Source organism: Streptomyces sp. NPDC045778, assembly GCF_056431945.1.
Window position 1 is genome coordinate 106,196 of sequence record NZ_JBWKJZ010000002.1, and the last position, 15,896, is coordinate 122,091.

The 15,896-nt window shown below is 73.3% G+C and carries 12 protein-coding genes and 3 tRNA genes; 5 read left to right on the plus strand and 10 right to left on the minus strand.

Annotated elements, in window-relative coordinates:
* The first annotated feature begins 83 nt into the window (after window positions 1–83).
* The gene (locus tag AC07GB_RS03220; RefSeq protein WP_478841495.1) at window positions 84–662 is read left to right on the plus strand and encodes a TetR/AcrR family transcriptional regulator; all 579 of its coding nucleotides are present in this window, start codon (window positions 84–86) and stop codon (window positions 660–662) included.
* A gap of 107 nt (window positions 663–769) precedes the next feature.
* Window positions 770–1,552: an SDR family NAD(P)-dependent oxidoreductase gene (locus AC07GB_RS03225; protein WP_478841496.1), complete on the plus strand. Its 783-nt coding sequence runs from the start codon at window positions 770–772 to the stop codon at window positions 1,550–1,552.
* Window positions 1,553–1,605: 53 nt separating this feature from the next.
* On the opposite strand, the gene AC07GB_RS03230 is transcribed toward AC07GB_RS03225, so the two are convergent.
* Both AC07GB_RS03230 and AC07GB_RS03235 read right to left on the minus strand, forming a co-directional pair.
* Window positions 1,606–1,678, minus strand: a tRNA-Arg gene (locus AC07GB_RS03230).
* Between the two features lie 212 nt (window positions 1,679–1,890).
* A tRNA-Ser gene (locus tag AC07GB_RS03235) sits at window positions 1,891–1,982 on the minus strand.
* 219 nt (window positions 1,983–2,201) lie between these two features.
* Here AC07GB_RS03235 and AC07GB_RS03240 point away from each other — a divergent pair.
* Both AC07GB_RS03240 and AC07GB_RS03245 read left to right on the plus strand, forming a co-directional pair.
* Entirely contained in the window at window positions 2,202–2,669 is a 468-nt protein-coding gene (locus AC07GB_RS03240) for an SSI family serine proteinase inhibitor (RefSeq protein ID WP_478841497.1), read from the plus strand.
* A 253-nt stretch (window positions 2,670–2,922) separates the two neighbouring features.
* Window positions 2,923–7,272: a PAS domain-containing protein gene (locus AC07GB_RS03245; protein WP_478841498.1), complete on the plus strand. Its 4,350-nt coding sequence runs from the start codon at window positions 2,923–2,925 to the stop codon at window positions 7,270–7,272.
* A gap of 40 nt (window positions 7,273–7,312) precedes the next feature.
* Here the strand turns inward: AC07GB_RS03245 and AC07GB_RS03250 are convergent, their stop codons facing one another.
* The 7 genes from AC07GB_RS03250 to AC07GB_RS03280 all read right to left on the minus strand — a co-directional run bounded on the left by AC07GB_RS03250 (window position 7,313) and on the right by AC07GB_RS03280 (window position 14,291).
* Window positions 7,313–8,962: a long-chain fatty acid--CoA ligase gene (locus AC07GB_RS03250; protein ID WP_478841499.1), complete on the minus strand. Its 1,650-nt coding sequence runs from the start codon at window positions 8,960–8,962 to the stop codon at window positions 7,313–7,315.
* Between the two features lie 182 nt (window positions 8,963–9,144).
* Window positions 9,145–9,708, minus strand: a complete 564-nt coding sequence (locus tag AC07GB_RS03255) for a SigE family RNA polymerase sigma factor (protein WP_374120657.1) — start codon at window positions 9,706–9,708, stop codon at window positions 9,145–9,147.
* Between the two features lie 183 nt (window positions 9,709–9,891).
* A complete protein-coding gene (locus tag AC07GB_RS03260) occupies window positions 9,892–10,770 on the minus strand; it encodes a DUF1906 domain-containing protein (protein WP_478841500.1) in 879 nt (292 codons plus the stop codon).
* Window positions 10,771–10,821: 51 nt separating this feature from the next.
* A complete protein-coding gene (locus AC07GB_RS03265; RefSeq protein ID WP_478841501.1) occupies window positions 10,822–11,988 on the minus strand; it encodes a lipid-transfer protein in 1,167 nt (388 codons plus the stop codon).
* A complete protein-coding gene (locus AC07GB_RS03270) occupies window positions 11,985–12,602 on the minus strand; it encodes a MaoC/PaaZ C-terminal domain-containing protein (protein ID WP_478841502.1) in 618 nt (205 codons plus the stop codon). The genes AC07GB_RS03265 and AC07GB_RS03270 overlap by 4 nt, the downstream gene beginning before the upstream one ends.
* Window positions 12,602–13,666 (minus strand): bifunctional MaoC family dehydratase N-terminal/OB-fold nucleic acid binding domain-containing protein, encoded by a 1,065-nt coding sequence (locus AC07GB_RS03275; RefSeq protein WP_478841503.1) that lies wholly within the window; start codon window positions 13,664–13,666, stop codon window positions 12,602–12,604. The genes AC07GB_RS03270 and AC07GB_RS03275 overlap by 1 nt, the downstream gene beginning before the upstream one ends.
* 313 nt (window positions 13,667–13,979) lie before the next feature.
* A complete protein-coding gene (locus AC07GB_RS03280; protein ID WP_138960620.1) occupies window positions 13,980–14,291 on the minus strand; it encodes a hypothetical protein in 312 nt (103 codons plus the stop codon).
* A 368-nt stretch (window positions 14,292–14,659) separates the two neighbouring features.
* Between AC07GB_RS03280 and AC07GB_RS03285 the strand changes: the two genes are divergently transcribed.
* A complete protein-coding gene (locus AC07GB_RS03285; protein ID WP_478841504.1) occupies window positions 14,660–15,628 on the plus strand; it encodes a bifunctional DNA primase/polymerase in 969 nt (322 codons plus the stop codon).
* 136 nt (window positions 15,629–15,764) lie between these two features.
* Here the strand turns inward: AC07GB_RS03285 and AC07GB_RS03290 are convergent.
* Window positions 15,765–15,849, minus strand: a tRNA-Ser gene (locus tag AC07GB_RS03290).
* Between the last annotated feature and the right edge of the window lie 47 nt (window positions 15,850–15,896).

Below are 15,896 nucleotides of genomic sequence, written 5' to 3' on the forward strand. Positions count from 1 at the left end.
AACCGAGCATGACGCACGCCACTGACAACGCCTCGGCTTAAGTTGTTGACCTCAAAGTACAAAACGCTGTTACGCTGCTCCGCATGGGACGGCCGAGACAGTTCGATCCGGAGACCGCCGTGGACCAGGCGATGGAGGTCTTCTGGCGCAAGGGGTACGCGGGCACGACACCGCAGGACCTCGTCGACGCGCTCGGCATCGGCAAGGGCAGCCTCTACAACGCCTTCGGCAGCAAGCACGCCCTCTTCGAGCGGGCCCTGCGCCGCTACCGCGACACCCAGGCCGTGCGCCTCATCGCGCTCTTCGAGAGCGAGGGCCCGGTCAAGGGCCGCCTCCGCGCCGCCCTCGAACTCCTGGTGACCCTGGACCTGGAGGACCCGGACCGGCGTGGCTGCATGGCCGTGAACGCGGCGGCCGAGCTGGCGGGCTCGGACCGGGCCACGGCCGAACTGGTCCGTGACATGTTCGCCCGCACCGAGTCCACGCTCCGGGCCCTGGTCGAGGAGGGCAAGCGCTCGGGCGAGATCGCCCCTGACCGCGACGCCGAAGCCGTCGGCAGCCTGCTCATGAACACGGTGGTCGGACTGCGCCTGACCGCGCGGGTCGCGGACGGCCCCGACGGCATGCACCGCACCGTCCGGGCGGCCCTGGACCTGCTCTGACCTCACCGCTCACGCGTCCCGGCCGCCCTCAGGGCCCCGGGCGGGCCCCCGCACACCCACATTCTGTACCCCTAGGTCAAATACTTTCACTCACCCTGAGGACACCCATGGACCTGCACCTCACCGGAAAGACCGCCGTCGTCACCGGGGCCAGCCGCGGCATCGGCCTCGCCACCGTGCGCGCCCTCGTCGCCGAGGGCGTGCGCGTGGTGGGCGCCGCCCGCACGATCACCCCGGAGCTGAAGGAGTCCGGCGCCCTGCCGTACGCCGTGGACCTCGGCACCGCGGAGGGCCCGGCCGAACTCGTCGAGCACGCCATCCGCGAACTCGGCGGCGTCGACTTCCTCGTGAACAACGTCGGCGCGGGCGACGACATCGCCGTCGACGGCTTCCTCGACGTCGACGACGCCCGCTGGCAGACCGCCCTGGACATCAACCTCTTCAGCGCGATCCGCGCGGCCCGCGCCGCGCTGCCCAGCCTGATCGAGCGGCGGGGCGCCCTCGTGAACGTCTCGTCGGTCAACGCCCGCCAGCCCGGCACGGGCCCGATCGCCTACAGCACCGCCAAGGCCGCGCTCACCGCCTTCGGCAAGGCGCTCTCGGAGCAGTTCGGCCCCCGGGGCGTCCGCGTCAACACCGTCTCGCCCGGTGTCGTACGGACCGCGATCTGGGAGGACCCGAACGGTTTCGGCGGCGCGGTGGCCGCGGCTGCGGGCGCCGACCACGCCCAGTTCCTGGCCCGGATCCCGCAGACCTTCGGCATGGCATCGGACCGCATCACCGAGCCCACCGAGGTCGCGGCCCTGATCACGTTCCTGCTCTCCCCGGTGGCGGCCAACATCACCGGCGCGGACTACGTGATCGACGGCGGCACCGTGAAAACCGCCTGACCCCCACGACGCAAGAGGCCCCGGACTCACGTCCGGGGCCTCTCACTTCTGTGTGCACTCGGCAGGATTCGAACCTGCAACCTTCTGATCCGTAGTCAGATGCTCTATCCGTTAAGCTACGAGTGCTTGTTTTGTTTTCGTCTTCGCTTCCCGGTCCTTTCGGCCCCGCTCGCGGCGACAGGAAGAACATTACATGACTGCCGCCGCCATGTGAAATCCATTGGCCTCACCCCTTGTGACCTGCGAAAACGTTCCCGCAGACGCGGGAGGGCCAGGAGGGCGAGGGGGCGGGAAGCACTGAAGCCCCGGTCCAGTGGACCGGGGCTTCAGCTTCACGGCGGAGGCGGAGGGATTTGAACCCTCGATCAGGGGGTTACCCCGAAACCGCATTAGCAGTGCGGCGCCATAGACCGGACTAGGCGACGCCTCCAACCTGACACCCACGCGAGCGCGGGTGTGCGTGCAGATGATGACACAGCCGGGGGCCGCGCCACCAATCGCGGCTTCCACGGTACTAGTCACGCGGCCCGGAGGGCAAAGCGCTATCCGCCCCCGCAACGTGGCGCGACCGGGGGCGTTAAAGGAGGCGGCAGGCGCCCGCCCTCCGGGCCGGCGCGAGCTGGAAACCGCACACCCCAGGAGAGCCCCCGTGAAACCTGTCAGCGAACGCCGCCCCTTCCTCACCGCCGTCGCCTCCGTCGCCGTCTCCCTCGGCGCCCTCGCCGCCCCGGCCGCCGCCGTGCCCGCCCCGCCCGCCGACCTCGTCACCCGCGACCACCTGAAGGTGACGTACTCCGAGGACGGCTCAGGGGCGCACAAGACGTACGAGCTGGAGTGCGGTCCCGCGGGCGGGAGCCACCCGTCGCCCTCGCGCGCGTGCGAGCGTCTGGACGGACTCGCCGCCGAGGGCGTCGACCCCTTCCGGCCGGTGGCGCGCGACGCCATGTGCACCCAGGTGCACGGCGGCTCGCAGACCGCGCACGTGACGGGCACTTGGCGGGGGCAGCCGATCGACGCCTCCTTCAAGCGGACCGACGGCTGCCAGATCTCGCGGTGGAACACCCTGGTGCCGGTCCTGCCCTCCACCGGGGCGCAGCAGCCACCCACGCGCGCGTAGCGGCCCGTTCCGCGGAGCGCGGCGCCCACTTCCGTGAAGTGCCTTGGTGAAGTGCGTCGTACGCCCGTCCTGTGACCAGGGACGACCGAAGCCCTCACAGCTTCTGCGTGCGGTCTCCCTCTCACTCCCTCTCATCCGGCGTCGCGCCCGCAACCGCTCCCCGTAGACTTCCCTCCCGTGACATGCCGCGGGCCGCGGGGCAAGATGGCCTGGGCGGTCGGCAAGGTGCGGTAACCAGGGAGGAAGCGTCGTCGTGAGCAGCAGGCCATCCCGAGGCGCTGCTCGCCTCGCAGCCATACTCGACGCACTCCCGGACGCGCTGGTGCTGGTCAACGCCAACGGGACCGTCGTGAACGCGAACGCGATCGCGCTCGAGGCCTTCGAGGCGCCCGGCACCGCGCTCGTGGGGCGCGGACTGCTCGATCTGCTGCCGGAGTTCGACTCCCGGCTCATTCCCGGCTCCATGCGCCGTCCGGACAGTACGGACGAACGTGGACGGACCAAGCCGAAGCGGATGATCGCCCGCCGTACGGACGGCATCGAGTTCCCGGTCGAGGTCACCAGCTCCAGCCTCGAGGACAGCAGGAACGCCTACGACGAGCGCTACGGCCACGGCGGTTACGGCGGCTACAGCGGCGACGAGATGCTGATGATCGTCGTCCGTGACCTGTCCGGGGCGCTCAACACGGAAGCCGAGCTGGCGCGTTCGCAGCGGCAGACCGAGATGATCCTGCGGGCCGCCGCCGAGGGCGTCGTCGGCACGGACACCGACGGCCGCGTCGTCCTGGTCAACCCCGCCGCCGCCCAGATCCTCGGCTTTCGCGCGAGCGACCTCGGCGGGCAGGAACTGCACCCGCTGGTCCTGCACTCGCGCGCCGACGGCGAGCCCTTCCCCTACGACGAGTCCCCGCTCGCCGACACGCTGCGCTCCGGGCGGAAGCACCGCGTGCGCGGCCAGGTCCTGTGGGCCAAGAGCGGCGAGAAGGTCTCGGTCGACCTGACGACGGCGCCCGTGCGCGACGGCGACCAGCTCGTCGGCGCGGTCATGACCTTCACCGACCGGCGGCCGTACGACGCGCTCGCCGAGAAGTACGAGGCGGCGCTCGCCCAGCACGCCGATGAGCTGCGCGAGGCCGCCGAGCGCCGCGAGGAGGAACTCGCGGCCGAGCAGGAGCGGTACGCCGCGCTCGCCGAGCGCGAGAAGGACCGCTACGAGGCGTTCGCCGAGCGGGAGCAGGAGCGCTACGACGCCCTCGCCGCGCGGCACCGGCAGCTCGTCGCCGTGCTCGACCGGTCGCTGCGCGGGCCCCTGGACGAGATGCGCCGCGAACTGGCCGCGCTCGCCGCCGACGACGCGGGCCAGCTGTGGCCCGAGGCCAACCAGGTCCTGCACCACCTGTCGGCCGGGTACGCGCGCATGACGACCCTCGTGGACAACGTCCTGGGCTTCCAGCGCCTGGAGGCGGGCGACGAGGAGCTGACCCTTACGGTCGTACCGCTGGACGCCGTCGTCGCGGCGGGCGTCGACGGGGCCGTGGAGCTGATCGGTCCGGGCAGGGCCCAGTTCGCCGTGCACGCGCCGCCGGTCGCGGTCCAGGTGGACGCGCGCCTGCTCGCGACGGCCCTCGCGCACCTGATCGCCGACGTCGCCGGAATCGACGCTACCGGCAACACGCGCGCGGGAGCGGTGGTTTCCGGAGGCCCCGAGGCAGCGGCCGGGTACGTCGATTCGACGGTCGTCGTCGCGGCGGCCCAGCGGGGCGAGGTCGTCCGCATCGAGGTGCGCGGGCCCTACGCCGGCGGGGACCCCGTCCACGAGCCGGTCGTCCAGGGCATCGTGCGGGCCCACGGCGGGGTGCTCCAGACCCACGACGTGCCGGGCGCGGGCGGCAGTGCGTACGTACTCGAAGTGCCGGTCGGTGACAGCTCCGGGGCTGTTCCCGGCGCGTCCGTTGAGGTGTCCGCGCGGCCGGCTCCGGCTGCCGCCGACGCCCCGTCGTCGAACGGCGACACCGCGGGGGGCGCGGCCGTGGTGCCCGAGCAGGCGGGGGCTTCCTCCGGGGGCGGTCGTCGTCGGGCGCGGCGCTCGTCGGTGGACTCGTTCCTGGACGTCGGGGACGCCACCGGGGAGCCGGGTTCCGGCTCCGGTTCCGCTTCCGGTTCTGACCTTGGCTCGGGCTCCGGCTCCGGCTCCGGCTCCGGCTCCGGTGACACGGACGGTGGCGGGGTCGGTGGGCCCGCGTCGGAGGCCGGTTCCGGCGGTACCGGGCGGCGCAGGCGGCGGGCCGTGGCGCACGGCCCGGCGGAGGCCGCCCCGGTCGCTCCCGGTGACACGGGGGGCGGTACGTCGGGGGGCACCGGCCGGCGCCGGGGGCGGCCCAGCCCCGCCGAGGGGGCCGTGATGACGGCGGCGGAGCACGCCGCCGGTTCCGCGGCGCTCGGCGAAACCGTGCCTCCTCAGGGAGTGCCGTCTCAGGGGGTGCCGTCTCAGGGAGTGCCGTCTCAGGGAGTGCCCTCTCAGGGAGTGCCCTCTCAGGGAGTGCCCTCTCAGGGTGAGGCCGCGCCTGCGGGGCGGCGTGCCCGGCGGGCGGGCGAGTCGCAGGCCTTGGCATTGCCTTCGGGCACCGGGGCCGCCCCGGAGTACGGCTACGGGCAGGCTGACGACCCCGACGCGCCGCGCCCCGGCGGCCGTCGCGCCCGGCGCGCGCTGGCCGCGGCCCGGGAGCGGGCGGCGGCGGAAGAGGCCTCCAACAGCCGGGTGTTCGCGCTGCCTCCGGCCGAGGCGGACCGGGAGGCGGGCAGCGGGGCGCTGGTCGGGGCCGAGCAGGTGACCGGGGAGGCTTCCGGACAGGCGTCGGGGCAGGCCTCCGGACAGTCTTCCGGCCACGCCTCCGGGCAGGCTTCCGGGCAGGCCGGCGCGCTGTCGGCAAGCCCTCAGCAGAACCCGCGCGGCGCGGTCGCCACGGAAGCGGGGCCCGCGCAGGTCGGCGCCTCGGTGAACGTTCCTGCGGGCGTCCAGGCGGGCCTCCAGGCCGTCGCCCGCGGCGGGGTGCCCACGCAGGGCCGCGCCCCCATGTCGGCCCGGGCCGCCGCGCCGCAGGGCGGCATGCCCGCGCCCGCCCCGGGCGGCCTCCCCCTGGGGCAGGACGACACCGGGCAGCACGCCGCGGCGCCGCAGGACCCCACCGACGACCACACGCCGCCGCAGCCGCACCCGGCGCAGTCCCCCGCGCTGCCCGGCCAGGCGCAGCCGCAGGCCCCGACCGGGCGCCGCCGTGCGCGGCAGGCTCCGCCCGCCGCCGACCCCGCGGGCGGCACGCCGTCGGCCGCGCTGCCGCCGGAGCGTGACCCACGCGCGCGTGCCGCGCAGCCGCTGCCCGCCGAGGCCGCGCCCGTCGACCCGAACTCGACGCAGGGGCGCGCGATCAGCGTACGAACGCTGGGGCAGGGCGTGCCCTTCGGGCGGCAGCCCCAGCCGCCCGTACAGCAGCCGCAGACACAGCCGCCGCACGGCTCCGGGCAGCCCGTACAGCCCGTACAGTCTCCGCAGTCCGCGCAGTCCGCGCAGTCCGCGCAGTCCGCGCAGTCCGCGCAGGGAGGCTCCGGGCGTCGGCGCAAGCTGGCGACGCCGCCCGAGCCCGGCACCGACGAGCGCCCGGAAGGCGCGGCCCGTCCGCACCCGCAGGCGCCGCCGCAGACCAAGCAGCAGGCCAAGCCCCAGCCGCAGCCCCGGCTCTCGCCGACCACCGAGGGCACCGGACGCTCGTACGCGATCGGTGCCCCGGACGAGAACGCCGCGGAGGGCCCCGAGCCGCTGGACGGCCCCGGTGGCGCCGTCGAGGTGACGAACCGGCCCCAGCCGCGGCCCATGGACGACGAGTTGCCGCCCGAGCCGCTGGACAACCCGCGCCGGCTGCTCGTCTGGCCCGCGCCCGACGTCACCACGCGGCAGGCGCTGAGCGACCGCGGCTACCGGCCCGTCATCGTGCACTCGCGCGAGGAGGTCGACGCGCAGATCGCCGCGTTCCCCGCGGCCCTCTTCGTGGACCCGCTGACCGGTCCGATCACGCGCACCGCGCTCCAGTCGCTGCGCCAGGCCGCCGTCGCCGCCGAGGTGCCGGTGCTCGTCACGGCCGGGCTCGGCCAGGCCAGCCGCGAGGCGGCGTACGGAGCCGACCCCGCCGTGCTCCTGAAGGCCCTCGCGCCGCGCGACAGCGAGCAGCACCCGCCGCGGGTCCTGCTCATCGAGGAGCACGAGGAGATCGCCCTCGCCCTGACCGCGACCCTGGAGCGGCGCGGCATGCAGGTCGCGCGGGCCGAGAGCGACGCCGACGCGGTGACGCTCGCCGCCCAGACCCGGCCGAACCTGGTGGTGATGGACCTCCATCAGGTACGCCGCCGACGCGCCGGAATCATCGACTGGCTGCGCGCCAACGGCCAGCTGAACCGCACCCCGCTGGTCGTCTACACAGCAGCCGTCGACGAGACCGACCTGCCGAAGCTCGCGGCGGGCGAGACGGTGCTCTTCCTGGCCGAGCGGTCCACGAGCAGCGAGGTGCAGACGCGGATCGTGGACCTGCTGGCGAAGATCGGTACGAACTGACCGGCGTGCGCGGGCGCGGGACGGGCCCTCACGCGGACCCTCAGATCCGCGTCACGTCCAGGTCCCCGTCCGCGTACTGCCTGCGCAGCACCTTCTTGTCGAACTTGCCGACGCTGGTCTTGGGGACGGCGGCGACCAGGGCCCAGCGCTCGGGGAGCTGCCACTTGGCGACGCGGCCCGCGAGGAAGTCGCGCAGGGCGGCGTAGTCGGCGGTGGCGTCCTCCTTGAGGACGACGGTGGCGAGGGGGCGCTCGCCCCACTTCTCGTCGGGGACGGCGACGACGGCCGCCTCGGCGACGTCGGGGTGGGACATCAGGGCGTTCTCCAGGTCGACGGAGGAGATCCACTCCCCGCCGGACTTGATGACGTCCTTCGCCCGGTCGGTGAGGGTCAGGAAGCCGTCGGTGGAGATGACGCCCACGTCCCCGGTCTTGAGCCAGCCGTCGGCGCTGAACTTGTCTTCGGGCCGGATGACCTCCCCGCCCGCGCCGCCGTAGTAGGAGCCCGCGATCCAGGGGCCGCGGACCTCCAGTTCACCGGCCGACTCGCCGTCCCAGGGGAGATGGCTGCCGTCGGGGCCGACGAGGCGGCCCTCGACGCCGGCCGGGAAGCGGCCCTGGGTGAGGCGGTAGGCGAACTCCTCGTCGGTGCCGACGGCGTGCGCGGGCGGCCGCGAGACCGTGCCGAGCGGGGAGGTCTCCGTCATGCCCCAGGCGTGGCAGACGCGGACCCCGAGCCGGTCGAAGGCCTCCATCAGGGACGGCGGACACGCCGCGCCGCCGATGGTCACCTGCTGCATACAGCTGACGTCACGGGGTTTCGCGGTGAGTTCGGCGAGCAGCCCCTGCCAGATGGTGGGCACGGCCGCGGCGTGCGTGGGGCGCTCGGTCGCGATCATCTCGGCGAGCGGTTCGGGCTGGAGGAAACGGTCGGGCATCAGCATGCCGACACCCGTCATGAACGTCGCGTGCGGCAGCCCCCAGGCGTTGACGTGGAACTGCGGTACGACGACGAGGCTGGTGTCGGCGTCCGTGAGGCCCATGGACTGGGACATGTTGACCTGCATGGAGTGCAGGTAGATGGAGCGGTGGGAGTAGACGACGCCCTTGGGCTCGCCGGTGGTGCCGGAGGTGTAGCACATGGCGGCGGCACGGCGTTCGTCCAGGTCGGGCCAGTCGTAGCGGGTCGGCCTGCCCGCGATCAGCTCCTCGTACTCGTGGACGTGGGCGCGGGCCCCGGCGAGGAGGGACCGGTCGCCGGGGCCGGAGACGACGACGTGCTCGACGGTCGGCATCCGGTCGAGGAGCGGCGCGAGCAGGCCGAGCAGGGAGCCGTTGACGAGGATGACCCGGTCCGCCGCGTGGCCGACGATCCAGGTGAGCTGCTCGGCGGGCAGCCGCAGATTGAGGGTGTGCAGGACGGCACCCATGCAGGGCACGGCGAAGTAGGCCTCGACGTGCTCGGCGTTGTTCCACATGAAGGTCGCGACGCGTTCGTCGTCGCTGACCCCGAGGTCATCGCGCAGGGCGTGGGCGAGCTGGGCGACGCGGGCGCCGATCTCCCGGAAGCTGCGGCGCTGCGGCGCGCCGTCGCCGGTCCAGGTGGTGACCTGCGATGTGCCGTGCACGGTCGTGCCGTGGTTCAGGATGCGGGTCACAGTCAGCGGTACGTCCTGCATGGTGCTCAGCACGGCGTCCTCCCGGTCGGCGGGCGGCAGGCGACCGGGCCTCCCGGGCGCGCTACCTGGCGGTAGGCCCAGATTCTCGCCGCATACCGAGCGGTATGTCACTACCGCGGGCGCACAAGACCGCAAAATCAGCTACGCCGTCCACCCGCGTGCGCGCCCGTGCCGTACGGCGCGCCCCGGCACGCTCAGCGGACCGGCGTCAGCTCCGGGTCCTCGCGGAGCTTGCCGAGCGCGCGCGACACCGCGCTCTTGACCGTGCCGATGGACACCCCGAGCACCTCGGCCGTCTGGGCCTCGCTCAGGTCCTCGTAGTACCGCAGGACGACCATGGCCCGCTGCCGCGCCGGCAGCTTCATGATCGCGCGCCACATCGCGTCGTGCAGCGCCTGCTGCTCGGCGGGGTCACCGGCCGGCACGGTCTCCGGCTCGGGCAGCTCGTCGCAGGCGAACTCGTCGACCTTGCGCTTGCGCCACTGCGACGTGCGCGTGTTCAACAGGGCCCGGCGCACGTACCCGTCGAGCGCCCGGTGGTCCTCGATCCGGTCCCAGGCCACGTACGTCTTGGTCAGGGCGGTCTGGAGCAGGTCCTCGGCGTCGCTCGGGTTCGCCGTCAGCGAGCGGGCGGTGCGCAGCAGCACGGGCTGGCGGGCCCGGACGTACGAGGCGAACGACGGGTAGGCGGAAGGACCCGCGCCCCGCGTCGCGGCCTTCGATGCGCTGGTGCACACGGACACCATGGATGCGGTCATGGCTCCACGCTAGAAGCGCCCCCTACATCAGCGGATCGGCCGCAGGTCCCGAAGCCGCCTCCGCCTCAGGTTGTACGAGGGGAGGTAACCCCACCTCCTGAAGGTGGAGGAGGGGGAGCACACTCCTGAGGGTTCTACCCTGAGGTGCGGGAAACCGCTTGCCCACCCGGCTCAGGTCACCACTCAGCCGAGCCGGGCCACTGGCGCGTGCACGAGGTTGCGGTCGATCTGGAGGGTCCGCCCGCCGTACCGCTCCGTCACGTTGCCCGCGTACTGATGGATCCGGCGCTCCGGATGCCAGGCGTACCAGGGCAGCACCTGCTCCCCGTACAGGTCCGGGCGGTTGTTCCAACGGGCGAACCACATGATCGACGGCAGGTCGTCGACCCCCTCCCGGCGCGCCGCCTCCAGGTGCGTTACGCCGGAGTCGGCACTGCTGTAGAAGCCGGGTACGTAGCCGTGGCTGCGCACTTCGCGGCTCCATGCCCGTACGAAGCTGAGCGTGGCCGCGGCGCATTTCTCGTTCCGGTACGCATACGCCTCCATGTCGAGGTAGAGCGGGCTGTCCGTCCGCATGCCCAGCTCCTCCGCCCTGAGCACCGCGTCGTGTCCCTCCCGGGCACCCTGGGGCCCGGGCTCGCCGCCGATGCGGACGTGCTGCTTGTTCTTGGCCCGTACGCAGGGGGACTGCGAGCCGACGTACACCGGCAGCACTCCCCAGCCCTGCTCGTCGACCGCCGTCAGCCAGGCGCGGCTCAGCTGCGGCTGGTCCTGGCAGGCCCGGCCGCGCCCGGCGTAGTAGACCCCCACCGCGCGGTACGGCGAGTCGAGCCAGCGCCGCATGGTGTCGGCCGACGGCGTCAGACAGGTGTCGAAGGCCCGGCCCTCGAAGACGACGGGCTCCGCCGCCGCTCCGGGTCGGCCCGGGCCTTGGCCCGTCGGGTGGGCGGCGGCTGCCCGGCGCGCGGCTCCTGGAGCCTCGGGCGGACCCGAGGTGTCCAGGGCCAGTGTCGCCAGGGCGAGGGCAAGGACAAGGCCGGTGATCGTCTTCCGGTGGCGCATACGGCGAGTGAACGGGCCGGGGCGGGCGCCCGGCACGGGACACGCGCGCGTTCAGCCGTCCGCCGTCAATATCAGCCCCGATGTGGGGACGCCGGTGCCCGCCGTGACGAGGGCGTGCCCGGCGCCGGGTATCTGGTTCACCGCGGTGCCGCGGAGCTGGCGCACGGCCTCCGCTATGCCGTTCATCCCGTGGAGATAGGCCTCCCCGAGCTGCCCCCCGTGGGTGTTCAGCGGCAACCGCTCCTCGGCGACGAACTCCGCGGCCTCGCCCGGCGCGCAGAACCCGAACTCCTCCAGCTGCATCAGCACGAACGGCGTGAAGTGGTCGTAGAGGATGCCGACGTCCACATCGCCCGGGCCGAGCCCCGAGGTGCGCCACAACTGCCGCGCCACGACGCCCATTTCGGGCAGGCCGGTGAGGTCGTCGCGGTAGTAACTGGTCATCTGCTCCTGGGCGCGGCTCGCGCCCTGCGCCGCCGCGGTGATCACCGCGGGGGGATTCGGCAGGTCCCTGGCCCGCTCCACGCTGGTGACGACGAGGGCCTGCCCGCCGTCCGTCTCCTGGCAGCAGTCCAGGAGGCGGAGAGGCTCGACGATCCACCGGGAGGCGGCGTGCTCCTCCAGCGTGATGGGTCTGCCGTGGAAATACGCCGCGGGGTTCGTCGCCGCGTGCTTCCGGTCGGTGACCGCTACGTGGCCGAAGACCTCCGGTGGCAGCCCATGGGTGTACAGATACCGCCGCGCGGCCATCGCCACCCACGACGCGGGCGTGAGCAGCCCGAACGGCAGCGCCCAGCCGAGCGCCACGCCCTCCGCCGAGGGCTCGCGACGGCTCACCCCGGCGCCGAAGCGACGGCCCGACCGCTCGTTGAACGCGCGATAACAGACCACCACTTCGGCCACCCCCGCTGCTATCGCGAGCGCCGCCTGCTGCACGGTCGCGCAGGCCGCGCCGCCGCCGTAGTGCACGCGGGAGAAGAAGGACAGCTCGCCGATGCCCACCGCCTGGGCGACCGTGATCTCGGGGCTCGTGTCCATCGTGAAGGTGACCAGGCCGTCGACGTCGCCGGGCGCGAGGCCCGCGTCGGCCAGCGCCGCCCGCACCGCCTCCGCGGCCAGCGCCAGCTCACTGCGCCCGGAGTCCTTCGAGAACTCGGTGGCCCCGACCCCGACGACCGCGGCCCTGCCCCCGAGCCGGTCCCGCATCCGCGTGCTCATGCGGGGCCTCCTGCCGACAGCCGGGCCGAGCCGCCTGGGGTGGCTGGAGTGCCTGGGGCGCCTGGGCTGCCTGGGCTGCCTGGGCTGCCTGGGCTGCCTGGGGCCAGGCTGACCGGGGCCGCGCCATCCACCCCACTCGACTCGCCCGCTCGCGCCGCCGCGCCCCGCACCGTGACTGTCACCGCCCCAGTGACATGCCTGCCCACGCCATTGGACCCCACGACCCCGACCACCGCCGTGGCGCCCTCCGCGGACCAGGTCATCTCCTCGATGGTGCCCGTCAACACCATCGTGTCCCCCGGATAGTTGGGCGCGCCCAGCCTTATCCGCACCTTGCGGAGGACGGCGCTCGCTCCGAAGTGGTCGGTGATGTAACGCCCCACCAGGCCGTTGGTGGTGAGGATGTTCATGAAGATGTCGGGGGAGCCCTTCTCCTTGGCCAGCTCCGCGTCGTGGTGCACGTCCTGGTAGTCCCTGGAGGCGATGGCTCCCGCGACGATCAGTGTGCGCGTGATGGGGATCTCCAGGGGCGGCAGCGTGTCACCGGGCCTCAGCGCGGTCAGCCCCCTCGACGGATGCCCCTTCTCCCCACGACCCTCGCCCGCGCGACCCATCAGCCCTCACCCCCCACCGGCGCGCCCACGGACGCCCCCTCCATGACCCGGAACACCGGCAGCTCCAGATCCTCGTCCACCCGCTGGAACTCCAGCCGCACCGGCATCCCGATCCGCACGGCCCGGGGCGGCACCCCCACCACATTGCTGATGATCCGCACGCCTTCCGCCAGCTCGACGAGCACCACCGCGTACGGACTCGCCCCGCCGGTGGGCCCGGCGGCGGCCCCGTCCGGCGCGGTGAAGGCGGGGAACGGGGGGTGGTGCATCACCACATACGAATAGACCGTGCCCTCGCCGCTCGCCTCGACCGTGTCCCACTCGGGGGAGCCGCAGGCGTGGCACCCCGGAAGCCAGGGGAAGCGGAGCGTGCCGCAGCCCCCGCAGCGCTGGATGAGCAGCTGGTGCCGGGCTACGCCTTCCCAGAACCCGGCGTTGTCCCTGTTGACCACCGGGCGCGGGCGGGTGGCCGAGCCTGCTCCGTGCCGCTGGTCGGGGGCCAGGGCCGGGGCAGGGGCAGGGGCAGGGGCCGGGGGTCTCCGCTTCGCGGGGCGGTACTTGAGGATCCGGAAGCGGTGCGTGCCCGCGAGCCGGCCGCCCGCGCGGACGTCCATCCGCGTCGTCACGAAATATCCCGCGCCGAGCTTGGTCGTCTTGCGGTCCGACACCGACTCGATCACCGCGTCGAACGTGATCTCGTCGCCGGGCCGCAGCGGGAGCAGATACTCCTGCTCGCAGTCGGTGGCGACCACCGAGGTGCACCCGGCGGCGTCGAGCAGCGCGAGCAGCTCCTCATACGCGCCGGAGCGGGCCGGGTGGCCCGAGAGGCCGCCCATCGTCCAGGCCTGGAGCATCGTCGGCGGGGCGATCGCGCCGGGTCCCTCATACGCCGGATGGGTGTCGCCGAGGGCCTCGCACCAGTGCCGGATCATCGGCGCGTTGACCGGGTCCCTGCCGTGGCCGGACCGGGCCGCGGGACGGCCCTCGTACGCCTTCAGCCTTCCGTGCAACCGGTCGGGGCCGTCCGGCCCCGGCTCCGTCCTGCTCCGCGTGCTGCCCGTCACCGTCGTCCCCTCCGCCGCCCTGATCAACCGCCCCCGCGAACTCCTGACATATTCGGTACACCGCAGCCGCCGCATCGGTTCCCACCGATGTCCCGCCGCCACTGCGCCAGTTTCTGACTGTCCGTCAGCTCAGCCGCGGGTGTCAAGGCGGGGAGCCGAGGTCCGCCACCGGAGCAGCCGCATGGCCTGGCGGCGGCGCGCCCGGACCGGCCCCGGACACAGCTGCGCGGCGGAGCCCGAGGCACCGCCGCACAAGCCGTCACATCACCCCACAGAGCAGGCCCCGAGGATCACTCCCCAACGAGGCCCGGGCTCACCACAGTTCGCTGAAGTTGACGGCGACGTTGGCGTTCGACTGGTCGATGTCCGTGAACGCGGAGCCGTTCACCTGAGCCGTGTTGCTCTGGTTGGAGGCGCCGTTGCCGACCGCCTGCTGCTGGGTGGTCGAGGAGTTGCCGTTGTTGTCATCGCCGACACCGCTGCCGTTGACGACCGCAACACCCGCGTTCGATCCGTTGTCCGCGAACGAGCCATTGTCGGCCATCGCGACGCCCGAGAAGAGGGCGGCGGCCAGCGGCAGGGCGGCGACGGCGGCGAGGGCGCGGGCGGTACGGATGCTTGCCATGTCTATTTCCTCCAGAACGGGGGGTGGGCACCGGCCCGGCCGGGCCCACCTCAAATACGGCTTGTTCCAAGGCAGTTGGCCGACCGCCTTGGACATCTGCACGACGTCGCGAGTCCAGAGTTGCCCACCGAATCCCCGCCGAACCACCCCGGACGCCACGATTCCCCCGCAAGCGTGAGGACAAGTCGATAAACCCGCTTCGCTCCACCAAAGCCCCAGCTCAGCACTCTTTCCCCAGCCGATCCCAGACGCCGCACGGGCTGAAGCGTTCCGCCAAAACCCCGGCAAAAGGGGGCGCTGCCCTCATTCGGCGGCCATCCCGGTCTCGCCCCCTTCCCTTCATCGAACGTCAGTACGAAAATAAAATCATGGCCCCCAGCGACCGCCATGCCGAAGACCGCCCCACCCACGACGGCCCCCACGAACCGACCGGCGACCAGGCCCCCCGCGCGCAGGCGCGCCACGCGGCCGAGCGCCACACCGCCACCCTCGCGCTGGCCCACGCCCTGTCCGCCGCCGAACGCGGCCTCGCCGTCATCCCCCTGTCCCGCGGCAAGCTCCCGGCCCTGCGCTCACCGCACCACGACGACCCGCACCCGCCGCCGTGCCACGGCGAGTGCGGGCGCATGGGACACGGCGTGTACGACGCGTCCACCGACCCGGTACGCATCCGCGAGCTGTTCGCCGCCGCGCCCTGGGCCTCGGGTTACGGCATCGCCTGCGGACTGCCGCCGTACCACCTGATCGGCATCGACCTGGACACCAAGTCCGGCGCCGACGCCCCCGCCGCGCTGCGCGAGCTGGCCCTGCGGCACCTGTTCACCATCCCGGAGACCGTGGTCGTCACCACCCCCAGCGGCGGACGCCACGTCTGGCTGTCCGGGCCACCGGACGTCGTCGTGCCCAACTCGGCGGGCCGCCTGGCCCCCGGCATCGACATCCGGGGCGCGGGCGGCTATCTGGTCGGCCCCGGCTCGCGCACCGAGCGGGGCGTGTACAGCACCGTGCCGGGCACCGCCCACCTGCCCCCGGCCCCGTGCCCCGAGGCCCTCCTGCGGCTGCTGGTGCCCCCGCCGCACCGCCGCCCGACGGCGGCCCCGCGCGCGGACGCCCCACCGGGAGCCCAACAGGGCCAGGGCCTGATCCAGTTCGTCCTCGCCGCGCACGAGGGCCAGCGCAACACCCGTCTGTTCTGGGCCGCTTGCCGCGCCTACGAGAACGGCATCGGCGAAGCCCTCGCCGTCCCCCTCACCGAAGCGGCCCTGCGCGTCGGCCTCACCCTCCGGGAGGCCCGCTCCACGATCGCCTCGGCGGCCCGCCTGACCGGCCACACCTGACCCCACGCACGCGTGCCGTACGAACGGAGGGCGAGCCCCGCCGGGCGGCCCTGGGCAGGCCCTGCCCGCGCAACGAGAAGGGGCGCCCGGATCTCTCCGGACGCCCCTTCAGCGGTCGGCCCTCGGCCGACAACCGCGGTGGGTGTGGGATTTGAACCCACGGTGGCTCGCGCCACGACGGTTTTCAAGACCGTTCCCTTAGGCCGCTCGGGCAACCCACCCCGCGCTGCCGCCCTGTGATCCGGCGGGCTTGCGCGGGGTCAAGAGT